Consider the following 14,437-nt stretch of genomic DNA (forward strand, 5'->3'; position numbering starts at 1 on the left):
CGGGACCCTGGACGTCCAACCGACCATCCTGCCTATCGGGTTTCAGGGAGATTGTCGTACGTGCGCTGGATACCGGCGTCGATATCAACGGTTGGAGCCCAGCCGAGTTCGTCGCGAGCGCGGGTGGAATCGAGTGCGCCGTGGCGCCATTCGCCGTCGCGGGGCGGTGCATAGCGGGGGGTGATGGACTTTGCTGCGGCAGTGTTGACGGCGTCGAGGAGTTGGCGCACGGAGGTCCCGGTGCCGCTGCCCACATTGAATGTGTCGTGGTGGCCGGTGTAGCCGGCGGCGGCGGTGAATGCGTTGACGATGTCGGAGATGTAGACGTAGTCGCGGGTTTGGTGGCCGTCGCCGTAGATGGTGGGGGTTTCGTCGCGGGCGATGAGGCCGCAGAAGATCGCGACCACACCGGCTTCGCCGTGGGGGTCTTGGCGGGGGCCGTACACGTTGCCCAACCGGAGCGCGATATGTCGGGTGCCGTGGAGGCGGTTGTGCAGCGAAAGGTATTGCTCGGCGCAGTATTTGGACACTCCGTAGGGTGCTTGTGTTCGGGGGAGGACGGTTTCGGGGGTGGGCATGGGGACGTCGTCGCCGTACATGGCTCCGCCGGTGGAGGCCATGACGATGCGGGCTCCGACGCGGTGGGCGGCTTGCGCGAGGTGGAGGGTGCCGAGGATGTTGGTGTCGGCGTCGTTTCGCGGGTTGGTGACGGAATGGCGGACGCTGATCTGCGCGGCCAGGTGCAGGATGAGTTCGGGTTTCTCGGCCGCGACGACTTCGGCGACGTCAACGGCGTCGCGGATGTCGATGGTGTGCAGGGCGACGGTGGTGGGGACGCGGGTCTTGTCGCCGCTGCAGAGGTTGTCGATCACAGCGACCTGGTGGCCGGTCGTGAGGTAGTGGTCGAGCAGGTGCGAGCCGATGAATCCGGCGCCGCCGGTGATGAGGATTCGGGTCATAGAGTGTGCTCCTTCGTGGTTGGTGGTGTGAGTGCTTTCGTGGAATAGTTTGCGGCGCAGCGGAATCCGACATCGAACGAGGTGTAGTCGGGTAGGGCGGCGATGCGTTCGGTGGTGCGGGTCTGGTAGCGCAGGTGTTTCCAGGAGCCGCCGCGGATCACGCGGTAGCCGTGTCGCATGGCGGCGGTCAGCGCGGGGTCGTAGCGGCGGTGCGGGTCGTAGGGATGGTAGGTGGTGGCGGTCCATTCGGCGACGTTGCCGGCCATGTCAGCGATCTGGAATGGCGAGTCCCCTCCGGGTGAGTACGCGCCGACGTCGGTCGTGGCCGGAGCCGCACCCGATTCGTCGTAGCGGGTTCGCCACCAGTCTCGCCATTCACGCAGGTCGTGCAACGGTCCGGCCCAGAACTCGGCCGTGTTGGCCAGATCCCGATCCCAGTACGGTCCCCAAGGCCACGCCGTCCACACCGGTCCGTGAGCGGCATACTCCCACTCCGCTTCGGTGGGTAGCCGTTTGCCCGCCCAGCATGCGTAGACTTCGGCATCGCCCGAATCGACGTGCACCACGGGATGATTCGGTCGGTCGGCCACCGCGTCCAGACCCGAAACCGGGGTGTGCCAGCAGGCCCCGGCCAGCGCGACCCAATAGTCGGCCCCGTAGACCAGACTCTCCCCGCGTCGTTCGGCGGTGGTGCGGTAGCCGGTGGCGACCACGAAAGCCGCGTATTCGGCGTTGGTGACCGGGGTCCGGTCGAGCCGGAACGCGGACACGGTGTGTGTTCGTGCCGGTGCCTCGTCTGCGAACCAGGCACGCCCGTACGGTTGAGCGCGCGCGAGGTCGTCGAGGTGGGGTTCGGGTGCGCCGATGACGACCGTGCCGCCGGGGATGCGGATCGACTCGCCCATCGTCAGCCGCCCATCAGCGCGGGGATGAATGCCAGTTCGGTGTCCGCCTCCTCGAGGATCGGGGTGTTCAGGCCGTCGATGTCGTGGACGTCGATGTCGTTGGCGCACACCAGTGTCCACGACGCGAGAGCCCCGGAAGGGGTCAGGATACGTTCCCGCAGCATCGGGTACCGGGCGGCGAACCACGACAGGGCCGCGCCGACCGTGTCGGCGTCGCATTCGAGGTCGGACAGCTCGGCCAAGGACTTCCAGCTCGGCGGGACGACGAAACGCACGGTCACGACACGGCCTCCCGGTCGGCGGTGATGGGGGCCGCATCCATTCCAGGGTCGTGGTGATCCCTTCCCGCAGGGGTGTGCTCGCCTGCCAGCCGAGGACGTTGTGGGCGCGGGCGGTGTCCGGGCGGCGGCGGCCAACCTCACCGGCGCGGCCCGCGCCGACCTCCACATGCCCGGTCCCGGCAAGGTCCACGACCAGGCGGGCGAGGTCGGCGATCGTGACCTCGTCACTGCTGCCGAGGTTGATCGGACCGAACGTGGCGCTCTCGAGCAGCAGGGTCAGGACGGCGTCGGCGAAATCGTCGATGTAGCACAGGGATCGGGTCTGGGTGCCGCCTTCGATGCGGAGGGTTTCCCCGCGCAGCGCCGCCGCGCAGAACGACGCGACCACCCGCCCGTCGTCCGGGCGCATGCCGGGACCGTAGACATTGAACGGCCGCATCACCCCGACATTCACGCCGCGCCGGTGTGCCGCCGCCGCGATCGCCTCCGTAGCGCGTTTGCCCTCGGTGTAGGCCGAGAACGGGCCGACCGGATCGCAGTTGCCTCGGTAGTCCTCATGCTGCGGATGCACTTGCGGATCCCCGTACACCTCCGATGACGAGGCGACCACCGCCCGCGCTCCGGCCCGAGCGGCCAACTCGAGCGCGTTGATGGTGCCCAGCGTCGCGGCCCGCATCGTCTCTATCGGCATCGCCGCGTTCGCTTTCGGGCTGGCCGGACACGCCAGATGCAGTACGTGCGTGACCGCGGTCAGATCCGCCCAGGCGACCGAGCCGGCCACGTCGGCCTGCCGGAAAACGAAGCCGCGGTCACGGGTGAGGGAATTCAGATTGGACAGCGAGCCCGTCGACAGATTGTCTATCCCGGTGACCCGCGCGCCCCGCGTGAGCAACGCCCGACACATGTGGGATCCGATGAATCCGGCCGCGCCGGTGATGAGGACATGATCGTCGCTCATGACACACTCCTTCGGTTTCGATTGTTGAATTCTGTTGATAGTCAAAGACATTCGATGTTGGGAGCGCGGTCGAGGACTCCGCACGCGTCGAACACGTGAACCGCCTGGCCGAGGAGGCTGTAGTCGATCCCCGAGTGGGCGACCAGGACCGCCACCAGCGACGCGGACGCGACCATCTCGGCGGTCAGAACCGGCACGATGTCGGGGTCGTCGGGCAGCAGTGGATCGACCACCGCCACCTCGACGCCGATCCGGCGCAGCGCGGCAACGACTTTCAGTGCCGCTGATTCCCGCGTGTCGGGGACATCGCGTTTGTAGGTCGCGCCCAACACCACCACCCGCGCCCGATCGTGCTCGAGACGCGCCAAGATGGTGAGGATCCGCTGCGCGATGCGGGTCGGGGTGGCGTCGTTGATCTGCAACGCCGTCTCCACGAGCAGCGCCGGAGTGCCCGACGCCTCGCGCGCCGCCCACGCGAGATAGCGGGTGTCCACCGGCAGGCAGTGCCCGCCCGCGCCGACACCGGGCCGAAACGGCATGAACCCATAGGGTTTCGTCGCTGCGAGTTGCAGCGCGTCACCGATACCGACACCCCATGCGGGCGCTAGCCCTGCCAGCTCGTCGACCAGTGCCACGTTCACCAAGCGGAAGGTGTTCTCGATGAGCTTCGCCAGCTCGGCGGTGCGGATATTCGGGGCGGGAATCACGGTCTCGACCAAACTTGCGACGAAATCCTTTGTCGCGTCGAGCGAATCCGAGTCGATCCCGGCGACGATCCGGGGCACCGACATCCACTGCCGCAACGCCGATCCCGCGCCGGGGTCGATCCGTTCCGGGGCGTACCCGACCCGGAAGTCCCGCCCCACCTTCAATCCCGATTTCTCCAGGATCGGCACCAGCAGGTCTTCGGTCGTCCCCGGATACGTCGTCGAAGCGACGATGACCAGCGATCCCCGCCGGACATGCCGTGCCACCGTTGCACAGGCGCGCTCGAGAAGGCGCGGGTCCGGGCGGTCGGCGTCGACCGGGGTCGGGACCGCGATCACCGCGACATCGAATTCGGTCGGCGCCACCGGATCGCAACTGGCGGTGAACCGGCCCGAATCGAGCCCCGACCGCACCAGTGCAGCAGGCACATCCGGGATATAGGACTCGCCGCGACACAGCATTTCCACGCGGGTCCGGTCGAGGTCGAACCCGGTCACATGGTGACCGGCGACCACCGCGAGCATCGCCGTGGGCAGCCCGACATAGCCACATCCGACCACCACCACCCGCCTCGGGACCAGCACGGCCTCCATCGTCGAATTCGGTTCGCTGTCAATCATTTCCGTACTCTCCTGAAATCCGATTGCCGATGTCCGAGTGGGCGTTCAGACGCCCAGTCCCGGCCGCAGACGCACCACCCACCGAAGACAGCCGAACGCCTCCGCGCCGCGACATCCCGACTGCGCTCCCCGCAGCACAGCCAGTGCCCGCAGCGCCTCCGGTGACCGGGTGTGCGGATGCTCCCGGCATTGACTGGCGTGACGACTCATCGCCGCGACCTTGCCCTCGACATCGACATCGGACAGTTCGACGAACACAGTGCGGGACGAAACCTGGAGCGCCGCCCACGAATCGGCGACCTCCTCATAGGTCAACACCACATCCGGCTGCCACCGCGAACCAGGCGGGCCGGGCCGCAACGCCGTCAACAACGCCCGCGCGACCGCCGCGTGGTCTTGGTTGTAGCTGGTGATCTCAGGGCCGATCACCACCGTCGGCTCCACCTTCGACCTCGCGGAGCTCTCCGGCACGATCGGCGGCCGAGTACTGGACATGGCACGTCACGATCGATCACTGGCACCGGAGGCCGCCACCGAGATCGACCGTGCCATCGCACTACGCCAGCCGTACCGTCGCCGCAGTTCCGCGCTGGACAAGCTCGGCATTGTCGAGGCCCGCCTGATCGAGGGCGAACTCGACGAAGCTGCCCGCCTCGGACATCTGGCCATCGATTCAGTGGAAGCGACCGCATCGGACCGCGTCCGCAAAAAGCTGCTCACCGTCTACCAACGGACCGAGAAGGCCGCGAATATCGGCGTTGTCACTGACCTCAGGGACCGGATGCGACCTCTGCTCGCGACAGCGGTATAGAGACACCATGATTCGCATCGGCGTCACCGGGCACATGAATATCACCGCCGATACCGCAGCCGCGGTATACGACGCGATCACCAAGAGCATCGCGGTCCACAACAGCGTCGACCTGGTCGGCATCAGTTGCATTGCACGAGGCGCAGATTCGGTCTTTGCGCGGGCCGTGCTGGATGTGGGTGGGCGGTTGGAGGTCGTGCTGCCGTCCCGGAACTACCGGGATCGGAAGGTCAAGCCGGACCACATCGAATTATTCGACGCGTTGATCTCGCGGGCCGAGATTGTCCGGGTACTGGATTTCGCCGACGCCGGCCGTGATGCGTACGAGGCGGCGAACGAAGCCATGTTGAGTTCGTGCGACCGACTGATCGCGGTGTGGGATGGCGAGACCGGACAGCAGGGCGGCACCGGATCTGTCGTCGAACTGGCAAGAGAGCGGGGTTTACCCGTTGAGGTGATCTGGCCAGATGGTGCCGCACGTGCTTGAGCGGAGACCTGGCCGCAGCTAGCGACCGTCGAACGCTCGGGGCCGAGGCGGTGTCCGTTGCGGCAGAAGATCGGTGTAGGCCGCGCCCATCCTCCGTCGCGAGTGCGGTACAGCCGGTCGTCGGTGCTGCGGACGACGATGCCGTCGACTTCGAGGATCGGAGTCCACTCGCCCCGATTATCGAACATATGTTCGCACGATAGTGCAATGGCAGAGTGACACATTGTCGAATTGAGTTGGCCACAGGGTGGATTCGGGTGATGATGGTGGAGACCGGGTCGGCCACGACGATGGGAGAGGGGCAACGGCGATGGCAACAGGCACCGTGTGGCGCTGGAAGCCGCGCAACGGTACCGGCGTGATCAAGCTCGATGACGCCGATGGCACACTCGTGTGGTTCCACCTGTCGAACGCTCGCGGGGATCTCGATATCGCCACGATCGCGGAGGGGCTGTCGGTCGATGTCGATGTCGATGCGATTCCACAGGGGGAGTACACATGTCGCGCCAGATCGGTCCATCGAAGAAACTGATCCTCGCCGTCATCGCCGCCGCAGCGGCTATCGCTGCCGCGGCACCGGCCAATGCCGTTCCCGGCTATGCCGATTTCCGGCCCGGTGACCAAAGATACAGATACGACGGCGAGCACGGGACATTTACAGGGGATGCGGTGTATGCGAGCCAGCAGCCGGACGGAGGTAATCGGCTGATCTGGTCATTGCAGCTCTCGCCGTACGTGCAGGGGCTCATTGTCGGCGATACGATGGCCTGCGGAGCCTACGCCGAGGGCAAGACCGGATACTCGGACAACCATTCCGTGATACCCGCGAACTATCAATGGCATTCGGTGATACCGGATCTTCAACTCGACAAGCAGTACAAGCTGATCATGAAGTGCGCGTTCCAGGCCACCAACGGCCATGTCGTGTCGCCTGGCCACGCCGACTTCCAGATGGTCTTCACACTACATTCGAGCTAGTGCCGTGTGAGGCGATGTACCCCTCGGGTACGTCGAGTTCGGACACTTTGCAGGACTTCAGATGCCCTGGAATGCGTGTGGACGCGGTCCACAAAACCGGCTACTCTCGGCTCACACCATCCCAAGGAATCCCGAACCGTCCCAAGGAATCCCAAGGTCGCGGGCCGTGAGCAGGGCGGACACAGCAGTTCAAATCCCCTATCCTCCGCCACGGTGCGGCCCTGGTCAGAGACCTGTTTTCGACAGTTTCCGACCGGGGCCACATCAATCCCGGCCATCAGCACGTCCGGGTTCTCGGGACATCTGAGGGATGTCGGCGGCGGGCCAACCCCCAACCGAGATGAGCTCCTTCGCGTCGTCGCCCGCAAGGACGGCAGCAGATCCTCCTCCGCCACAAGGGCAAACAGACACCCGAGTCCTTCGGGAGCCACCCCGATGCGATCCGCCGGCGGAAGATCCTCGACAAGGTTGGCCCTGACATCAGCATTGTTGCCCCATAGGACCTGTGCGAGACGGCGGATTCGATTACGGCGCCATCGTGCTTTGTTCCAGGTAGATCAAGATGGCGCGGACGCGTTGGCTGTGCGCCGGGTCCTTGGTGAGGTGCAGTTTGGCGAAAATGGCGTTGACGTGTTTCTCCACGGCGCTGGTCGACAGTGACAGCCGGTCGGCGATGCCGGTGTTGGTGAGACCTTGAGCGAGGAGTCGAAGCACGTCGAGTTCGCGGACGGTGAGGGCATCCAGCGGGTCGGTCCGGTGTTGCTGCGCGAACAGTTGCCGTACGACCTCGGGATCGAACGCGGTGCCGCCGTTGGCAATCCGGTCGAGGTCGGCGAGAAAAGCGTCGACGTTGGCGACCCGATCCTTGAGCAGGTAGCCGACTCCGCCCATACCGGAGGTGAGCAACTCGATCGCGTTGTGCTGTTCGATGTACTGCGACAGTACGAGCACCCCGAGGGCGGGGAATCGGTCCTTGATCGACCGGGCCGCATCGAGTCCCTCGGTCGAATGGGTAGGCGGCATCCGCACGTCCACGATGACGAAGTCGGGTGCAACTCGGTCGATCTCGTGGAGCAGTTCGACCGCCGTCGCGACCGCCGCGACATCATGACCCTCGTCGGTCAGCAGGCGCATCAGACCCGCACGCAACAGCGCGGAATCCTCGGCGATCACGATGCGCACGGCAGCTCCGCTGTCACGGTCGTGGGGCCGCCCGCGGGGCTGGACACCCGCAGTACGCCGTCGAAGGCCGCCACCCGGCGGCGGAGCCCGGTCAGGCCGCCACCTCGAGGGTCGGCGCCGCCTACGCCGTCGTCGCGGACCGCGACGACGATCCGGTCCGGCAGGTATGCGACAGACACCGAGACCTGTTCCGCACCAGAGTGTTTGGCCGCATTGGTGACCGCCTCGGCAGCCACGAAGTACACAGCGGCCCCGACAGCGGTCGGAGGTTCGCGATCGATGCGCAGATCCAGTCGCACCGGCATGGTGGTGTGGGCGGACAGGCCGCGCAGCGCGGCCTCGATACCGCGCTCGTCGAGGATCGAGGGATAGATCCGCCAAGCCACCTCGCGCAGGTCGTCGAGCAATCGCGTCGACTCGTCGACGGCGCGGCCGAGCTCCTCCTCCAACGTCGTGGCGCCTTGGTGTCGCACGAGTCGACGCACGCGGCCCAATTGCAGTGCGAGAGCGACGGTTCGCTGCTGCACACCGTCGTGGAGGGTGCGCTCGATCCTGCGACGTTCGTCATCGACGGCGCGGATCACGTCCGCGCGTGTACGCTCGAGTTCCCGCAGCCGAATCTGGGTGGCATCATCGCCCAACCGCCGCATCGCGGTGGCGGCGTCACCGCGCCCGAGAGCGACCGCGAACTGGCGGCACAGATATAGCCCAACCCCACCGACGGCCAGCGACACCGCACTGTCGAGCAGCGGAATGCGGTGTCGCAGTGTCAGTTCCATCGCCCACCCGAAGTATTCCAGTGAGACGGCGAACACGCCCGTCAGCAGAACACCGCCGACGACGGCGTACAACGCGCGAACCAGCACATATCCGGCCGGATCGCGGTCCGGCAGTTCGGCGACGGTATCGGTGTGAAACCAGCGCACGAGTCGGCGCCGCTCCCGCCTGGCATGGCGACGCAAGCGGAGGGTGTCGTGACGCAGGAGAATCAGCAGACCCGACACCGCCGTGACAGTCCCGACCAGCGCGCCGATCAGTGGATAGCTCGACCGGCGCAGCAGCGAGCGGACCCGGACCACGATCACGACCTCAGACTAGACCGGGCGCGCATACGGCGAACCAGCCAGACGACCAGCACCACGGCGGCGGCGACTCCGACAACCAATTGATACCGTCCGGCGTACTCGCGCACCAGTTCCCAGTTCTCGCCCAGGTGATACCCGGCCAGCACGAATAATGTGTTCCAGATCGCGCTACCGACCGCGGTGAGGCCGATGAACTGGCCGACCGGCATCCGCTCGACACCGGCAGGCGCCGACACCAGACACCGCACCACCGGCACCATCCGGCCCAGCAGCACCGCCTTGCGGCCGTGCCGGGCGAACCACTGCTCGCTGCGTTCGAGGTCTTCGGTCCGAATAAGTGGTATCCGCGCCACAACGGCGTATAAACGCTCCCTCCCTACCGACATGCCGAGCAGATACAGGACTATCGCGCCGACCACCGAACCGATAGTGGTCCACACCAGCGCGCCGACAAGTGACATCTCGCCACGAGCGGCGGCGAAACCGGCCAGCGGAAGGATGATTTCGCTCGGGACAGCCGGGATCACACTGTCGACGGCATTGGCCACCGCCGCGCCCGGTCCGCCGAGAACGTGCATGATCGTCGTCGCCCATCCCGCGACTCCGCTGGATTCGGCGGCGTAAACGGCTATCTCATTGTTCATGCCCGCCACGTTAGGTGCTGAATTCTCGCAGATCAGTAGGGATTTCCGGACAGTGAGGTGTGGACTTCCACACCCCTAGCGCAGGCAGAACACCGCTGCCGCGGCAGCGGCGAACACCGCGAAGTTGTCCCCCTGCGCCGAGGCCAGGACCATGGTCATCACCCGCTCATCCGGGCCAACGAAGACGTAGGTGAGATAACCCAACAACTCGCCCCCATGTCCCCACAGCCGCACCCCGCAGGGCAGATCGAAACGCTGCACTCCCAACCCATAGTGGAAGCCGAGCCCCATCGGCACTGTCTGCTTCATTCCCGCGAGCATCGAAGCGGACAGCAGACGACCCGACATGAGTGCATCGAAGAATACGGCCAAATCACTTGTGCTAGAGATCATCTCGCCTGCCGACCAGTCCAGTGCGGGATTCTGTTCGGTGACGTCGACGGTGACGCCCGACGCGAGCTTGCTCCGTGCTGGCAGCAGCGGGGCCGGAATCGTCGGATCGTCGCCGGGAAACAGGGTGTCGCGCAGGCCGAGTGGCTCGAGGATGCGGGTGCGGATCGCATCGGCATACGGACGGCCCGTCACCTTCTCGATCACCGACCCGAGCACCACATAATTGGTGTTCGAGTATCGGAACCTGGTGCCGGGCGCGAAATATGGGGGATGAGCGAACGCGACCGACAGCAGTCGCGCCACGTCGAAATGCCGGAAGCGATCTTCGCCGCGCCATCGATTCGTCGACATGCCGGGCTCTTTCATGTAGTCGTACAAACCACTGGTGTGGTTGAGCAACTGTCGGATCGTGACGGACTCCCCGCGGGGGACGACACCGGGCAGGATCTGTTCGATCGGATCGTCCAGGGCAAGGAGTTTCTCGTCGATCATCTGCAGGACGACTGTCGCGACGAAGGTCTTCGTCACACTTCCGATCCGAAAACGCGTATCGGGAAGGACGGTTTCGCCCGCGTGCCAGACCCGCGTTCCCCGGCCATCCGACACCTGCAAGACCGCAGCCGTCACCGGCTCATCCGCGCTTCGATCCACGATGAATCCGATGACGCTGCCCCGAACCGTAACCAGCAGCAGCGTCACCAGCACCGCAGGCGCGACCACGATCACCAGCAAAACCGTCAGCAGACGTCGAATCCATCGCATTGGCCGAAGCTATGGCCGGGCCGTGCGCCGAACAATGCGGCCGACCGCAGACATCCGCTACTGGAAACCACAGACATCGCGGTATAGGAGGCCTGCTCGGGGGTGGTTGATCGCCGGATGGGCGATCGGGATTGACCTTGACGGTAACGATCGTTACCTTCATAACAGTAACGATCGTTACCATCTTGGGGGGCGGGCGCGCACGCCCGATGAGACCGCCGCCCCGAGCACGAGAGAGGAGTTCGCACATGGCCGAACGCGGCGAGAGAACAATGGATACAGCCCGAGGTCGGTCATCGGTACGGCATGATCCGAAAGGAATTGACGCGCAGGCGGATTCCCCGGATAAGGGCTGGCGCGCACGGATCGCGATCCTGGCGCTGGGTTCGTTCGCGGTCGGAACCGACGGCTACGTCATCGTCGGGCTGCTGCCGCAGATCGCGGGAACCCTGCACGTCGGCATCGCCGCATCCGGTCAATTGGTGAGCGTCTTCGCCCTGGTCTACGCGCTCATGGCACCCGTGCTGGCCGCGCTCACCGGACGGTGGTCGCGGCGGCGGGTGCTCGTCACCGCACTCGCGCTGCTCGGTGCGGGCAATGCGGTCACGGCGCTGGCAGGCGACTACGCGCTGGTGCTCGCCTCGCGCGTGGTGGCGGGCTGCGGTGCGGCGCTGTTCTCCGCGAGCGCGGTGGCCACCGCATCGCATCTGGCGCCGCAGCGGCGGCGGGGCAGCGCGATCGCGATGGTGACCACGGGCGCCACGCTGGCACTGGTGCTGGGCGCCCCGATGGGCACAGTCATCGGCGACGCCTGGGGCTGGCAGTCGGCGATCTGGTTCATCACCGTCCTCGCCGCCGTTGTCGCGGCCGCGATCGCCGTGCTGCTACCCGATATTCGGCTCGATCCGGCGGCTACCCTGCGGCAGCGGCTCGCCCCGCTGACCGATATGCGCGTGCTGCGCGTGTTGGTCGTGACGCTGCTGGGCTTCGTCGCCATCTTCCTGCCCTTCACCTATATGAGCGCGGTGTTCGCCCCCGCGATCGACGGCCGAGAATCCCGGCTCGCCCTGCTGCTCATGGTGTTCGGTATCGCGGCCACGGTGGGGAATCTGACCGCGGGCAGGCTCGCCGACCGCTACCGACCGCGGTTCGTGGTCGTCGGCGCGCTCGCGGGCATCGCGGTGGTGTTCGCGATCATGCCGCTGGTCCGGGACAGTTTCGTGCTCGCGGTGGCGGTGCAGGCGCTGGCCGGGCTGGTGTGTTTCTCGGTGATCGGGCCGCAGCAGCATCGGATCATCGCCCACGCACCGGCAGGCGGTGCTCCGGTGGTCACCTCGCTCAATCTGTCGACGGCGTATCTGGGCAATTTCTGCGCCGGTGCGCTCGGCGCGGTCCTGCTCTCCTCGGGCGCTGCGTACGTGCCTGCGGTGGCGGCGGCCTTTGCGCTGGTCGCCGGGCTGGTCGCCGCGTGGGGCCGGGATCGGCGATGATGGTGGGCATGGTGCTGCGCGAACCGGTCCCGGTGGTCGCCGCCCACGACGGAGGTGAGTGAAGCCATGCCGGTGCGGGCCGGATCGGCGCTGGATCCCGACGCGACGCGGGCGCGGGTGCTGGACGTGGCCGCCCGACTCTTCTACGAGCGCAGCCTCGCCGCGGTGGGTATGCGCGAGGTCGCCACCGAATCCAACGCTTCACAGCTGACGATCTACCGCTACTTCGGCTCCAAGGAGGGCCTGGCCGCCGCCGTGGTCCGCGAACGCAGCGACCGCACCCACGCCTGGCTGGCCGAGGGCCTGGCCGAGGTTCCCGCAGGACGCGCCAGGGTGCTCGCCCTGTTCGACATGCTGAACCGCTGGTTCACCGAAGGTGACTACCGCGGCTGCCCGGTCCTCAACTACGCGGCCGACTCCCGCGGCGGTACGACCGACCTCGCGGCCACCCGCCGCCACCTCGAGCGCTACCGGCAGCTACTGGAACAACTGCTGACCGAGACGGGAGTGCCGACCCCGCAGACGCTCGCCCGGCAACTGCTGCTATTGATCGAGGGCGCCACGGTCGTGAGCCAGGTCGACGGCCCCGGCCCGGCGGGCGTCGATGCCCGCGCCGCAGCCGAGACGCTGCTCGACGCGGCACCGACCCGCGCTTCGGGAACCCCCGCGCCGCAGGAGAAGTGACGCCCCGAAAATCGACCGAGACCTGCGGAACGGGCTCGGTTTCCGCCTTCGGACGGAGCTGGCATCTATCCGCATCGGCTATCCCCCTGGGGACTCTCGACTGAGCGGAAGAACGAACCTGTAGCATTCTGCACACCATGTAGCAGGATGGGTAGCCTAGAGGTATGAAAACGATTCAGCAGCGTGACCTCCGCAACTACAGCGGCAAGGTTCTCGCCGAAGTCGAAGCCGGCGAGAGCTTCACGATCACTCGCAATGGCAAACCTGTCGCCGAACTCAGGCCCTTGACCCAGCGCACCTTCGTTCCTGTCGCCGAACTCGCCCGCACCAGCGCGAACCTGCCACGCATCGACTACAACGAATGGCGTGCCGACATGGACGCGATGATCGACCAGGAAACCCACGGCCGTGAGTAAGCTTGCCGCCCCTCGGCACGTGCTGCTTGACACATCGGTCCTCATCGACTACACCGACGTGCGGTCAACACTGCCCGACGAAGCCGAAGCCGCTATCAGTGCGGTAAGTCTTGCCGAACTCGCCGCCGGACTGCACTCCACCAGAGACCCGATAAATCAAGCCCGACGTCAACTCCGGTTCCAGTGGGTAGCAAAATCCTTCAACCCGCTCGCCTTCGATGCTGAGACCGCCAACGTCTACGGATCGCTGGCTTTCCTTATCGACCAGATCGGGCGTAAACCTCGGGGGCGGATCGCCGACCTCCAGATAGCGGCAACAGCAGTCCAACACAGCCTGCCGCTATACACCCGCAATCCCCATGACTTCAAAGGGCTCGAACCGCTACTGAATGTCGTCGCTGTGTAGCAGTGTGGTTGATGGCGCCACCGTCGTCCACCCCGATATTCGCATCGCACCGTCGACACACCTTGCGACACAACGTTTCCGGCGAGCATGCCGCGTCGACCTCCCTGGCCTGACCGGAGCATTCATGGCGCAGTTTGCAAATAACGCTCATCACGCAACCGGCGCGTGTCATACAATCAGACCGCTTCGACCGCGAGTACCCGCCGTTCGAAGGAAATCGAGATACTTTATGCAACAATTCCAGACGGCATGGGCTCGCGCACATGTTGCTGGTCGACGCTATCGTCGGCGCTCAATGGTTTGACGCTGCCTGCACGCCGTATGTTTCGGTCGTGCCGGTCGACAGTGTCAAATGCCGGAAATTCCGTGTCTCCACAGTGAGGAGTGCGAAATGGATGAGTTGATACAACCGCCAGAACTCGGCGAGGTCGTCATCGAGGAGCTCACCGCAGCGGCGTCCCATTGCGGTGGTGGATGTGGTGGGTGCGGTGGCCCGTGCGGTGGGTGTGGTGGCCCGTGCGGCAACGCCTGCGGTGGTGGTTCCTGTGGTGGTGGCTGTCATGGTGGCGGCTGCGGGGCCTGCGGTTAGGAGCCCGTTGTCCTGACCGGCAGTTGGACTGTCCGGCTGTGGAATTCGTTGGATACTGCTCGGCCGGGCCATCCGTCGG

17 protein-coding genes are annotated in these 14,437 nt (G+C 65.9%); 8 read left to right on the forward strand and 9 right to left on the reverse strand.

All coding sequences use genetic code 11. The annotated features are described in order from the left end of the window. Window positions 1-32: 32 nt before the first annotated feature. The 4 genes from D5S18_RS06940 to D5S18_RS06955 are packed head-to-tail and all read right to left on the reverse strand — an operon-like array spanning window position 33 to window position 4,926. Window positions 33-959 carry an NAD-dependent epimerase/dehydratase family protein gene (locus D5S18_RS06940; protein ID WP_120038973.1) on the reverse strand — a complete coding sequence of 309 codons (927 nt, stop codon included), beginning with the start codon at window positions 957-959 and terminating at the stop codon, window positions 33-35. Continuing rightward, window positions 956-3,103: an SUMF1/EgtB/PvdO family nonheme iron enzyme gene (locus D5S18_RS06945; protein WP_158607811.1), complete on the reverse strand. Its 2,148-nt coding sequence runs from the start codon at window positions 3,101-3,103 to the stop codon at window positions 956-958. Before D5S18_RS06945 ends, D5S18_RS06940 begins: the two co-directional genes overlap by 4 nt. 41 nt (window positions 3,104-3,144) lie before the next feature. Next, complete coding sequence (locus D5S18_RS06950; protein ID WP_120038975.1) at window positions 3,145-4,431, reverse strand: nucleotide sugar dehydrogenase; 1,287 nt, start codon at window positions 4,429-4,431, stop codon at window positions 3,145-3,147. Window positions 4,432-4,476: 45 nt separating this feature from the next. Continuing rightward, complete coding sequence (locus D5S18_RS06955) at window positions 4,477-4,926, reverse strand: PIG-L deacetylase family protein (RefSeq protein WP_120038976.1); 450 nt, start codon at window positions 4,924-4,926, stop codon at window positions 4,477-4,479. On the opposite strand from D5S18_RS06955, the gene D5S18_RS06960 reads away from it, so the two are divergent. The 4 genes from D5S18_RS06960 to D5S18_RS06975 all read left to right on the forward strand — a co-directional run bounded on the left by D5S18_RS06960 (window position 4,925) and on the right by D5S18_RS06975 (window position 6,707). After that, the gene (locus D5S18_RS06960; RefSeq protein ID WP_120038977.1) at window positions 4,925-5,242 is read left to right on the forward strand and encodes a hypothetical protein; all 318 of its coding nucleotides are present in this window, start codon (window positions 4,925-4,927) and stop codon (window positions 5,240-5,242) included. The genes D5S18_RS06955 and D5S18_RS06960 overlap by 2 nt on opposite strands. 7 nt (window positions 5,243-5,249) lie before the next feature. Next, window positions 5,250-5,729 carry a hypothetical protein gene (locus D5S18_RS06965; protein ID WP_203236635.1) on the forward strand — a complete coding sequence of 160 codons (480 nt, stop codon included), beginning with the start codon at window positions 5,250-5,252 and terminating at the stop codon, window positions 5,727-5,729. A gap of 247 nt (window positions 5,730-5,976) precedes the next feature. After that, the gene (locus D5S18_RS06970) at window positions 5,977-6,261 is read left to right on the forward strand and encodes a hypothetical protein (protein WP_147403870.1); all 285 of its coding nucleotides are present in this window, start codon (window positions 5,977-5,979) and stop codon (window positions 6,259-6,261) included. Further along, window positions 6,228-6,707: a hypothetical protein gene (locus tag D5S18_RS06975; RefSeq protein WP_120038979.1), complete on the forward strand. Its 480-nt coding sequence runs from the start codon at window positions 6,228-6,230 to the stop codon at window positions 6,705-6,707. Before D5S18_RS06970 ends, D5S18_RS06975 begins: the two co-directional genes overlap by 34 nt. Before the next feature lie 525 nt (window positions 6,708-7,232). On the opposite strand, the gene D5S18_RS06980 is transcribed toward D5S18_RS06975, so the two are convergent. The 4 genes from D5S18_RS06980 to D5S18_RS06995 all read right to left on the reverse strand — a co-directional run bounded on the left by D5S18_RS06980 (window position 7,233) and on the right by D5S18_RS06995 (window position 10,773). After that, window positions 7,233-7,889 (reverse strand): response regulator, encoded by a 657-nt coding sequence (locus tag D5S18_RS06980; RefSeq protein WP_120038980.1) that lies wholly within the window; start codon window positions 7,887-7,889, stop codon window positions 7,233-7,235. Then, window positions 7,877-8,974 (reverse strand): sensor histidine kinase, encoded by a 1,098-nt coding sequence (locus D5S18_RS06985; protein ID WP_239003593.1) that lies wholly within the window; start codon window positions 8,972-8,974, stop codon window positions 7,877-7,879. Before D5S18_RS06985 ends, D5S18_RS06980 begins: the two co-directional genes overlap by 13 nt. Further along, window positions 8,971-9,618, reverse strand: coding sequence for a DedA family protein (locus D5S18_RS06990; RefSeq protein WP_120038981.1), 648 nt, complete (start codon window positions 9,616-9,618; stop codon window positions 8,971-8,973). The genes D5S18_RS06985 and D5S18_RS06990 overlap by 4 nt, the downstream gene beginning before the upstream one ends. A 75-nt stretch (window positions 9,619-9,693) precedes the next feature. Further along, window positions 9,694-10,773 carry a serine hydrolase domain-containing protein gene (locus tag D5S18_RS06995; protein WP_120038982.1) on the reverse strand — a complete coding sequence of 360 codons (1,080 nt, stop codon included), beginning with the start codon at window positions 10,771-10,773 and terminating at the stop codon, window positions 9,694-9,696. 272 nt (window positions 10,774-11,045) lie between these two features. On the opposite strand from D5S18_RS06995, the gene D5S18_RS07000 reads away from it, so the two are divergent. The 4 genes from D5S18_RS07000 (at window position 11,046) to D5S18_RS07015 (ending at window position 13,769) form a co-directional block, all read left to right on the forward strand. Beyond that, on the forward strand, window positions 11,046-12,263 hold the full coding sequence (locus D5S18_RS07000) for an MFS transporter (RefSeq protein ID WP_120039055.1): 1,218 nt from the start codon (window positions 11,046-11,048) through the stop codon (window positions 12,261-12,263). A gap of 54 nt (window positions 12,264-12,317) precedes the next feature. Continuing rightward, complete coding sequence (locus D5S18_RS07005; protein WP_147403871.1) at window positions 12,318-12,947, forward strand: TetR/AcrR family transcriptional regulator; 630 nt, start codon at window positions 12,318-12,320, stop codon at window positions 12,945-12,947. A 164-nt stretch (window positions 12,948-13,111) separates the two neighbouring features. After that, on the forward strand, window positions 13,112-13,363 hold the full coding sequence (locus tag D5S18_RS07010) for a type II toxin-antitoxin system Phd/YefM family antitoxin (protein ID WP_120038984.1): 252 nt from the start codon (window positions 13,112-13,114) through the stop codon (window positions 13,361-13,363). Continuing rightward, a complete protein-coding gene (locus D5S18_RS07015) occupies window positions 13,356-13,769 on the forward strand; it encodes a type II toxin-antitoxin system VapC family toxin (RefSeq protein WP_120038985.1) in 414 nt (137 codons plus the stop codon). The genes D5S18_RS07010 and D5S18_RS07015 overlap by 8 nt, the downstream gene beginning before the upstream one ends. Window positions 13,770-14,061: 292 nt before the next feature. Here D5S18_RS07015 and D5S18_RS34770 read toward each other — a convergent pair whose 3' ends face one another. Continuing rightward, window positions 14,062-14,331, reverse strand: coding sequence for a hypothetical protein (locus D5S18_RS34770; RefSeq protein WP_158607812.1), 270 nt, complete (start codon window positions 14,329-14,331; stop codon window positions 14,062-14,064). Window positions 14,332-14,437 lie beyond the last annotated feature (106 nt).

This window comes from Nocardia panacis (assembly GCF_003598715.1).
GTDB classification, from domain to species: Bacteria; Actinomycetota; Actinomycetes; order Mycobacteriales; family Mycobacteriaceae; genus Nocardia; species Nocardia panacis.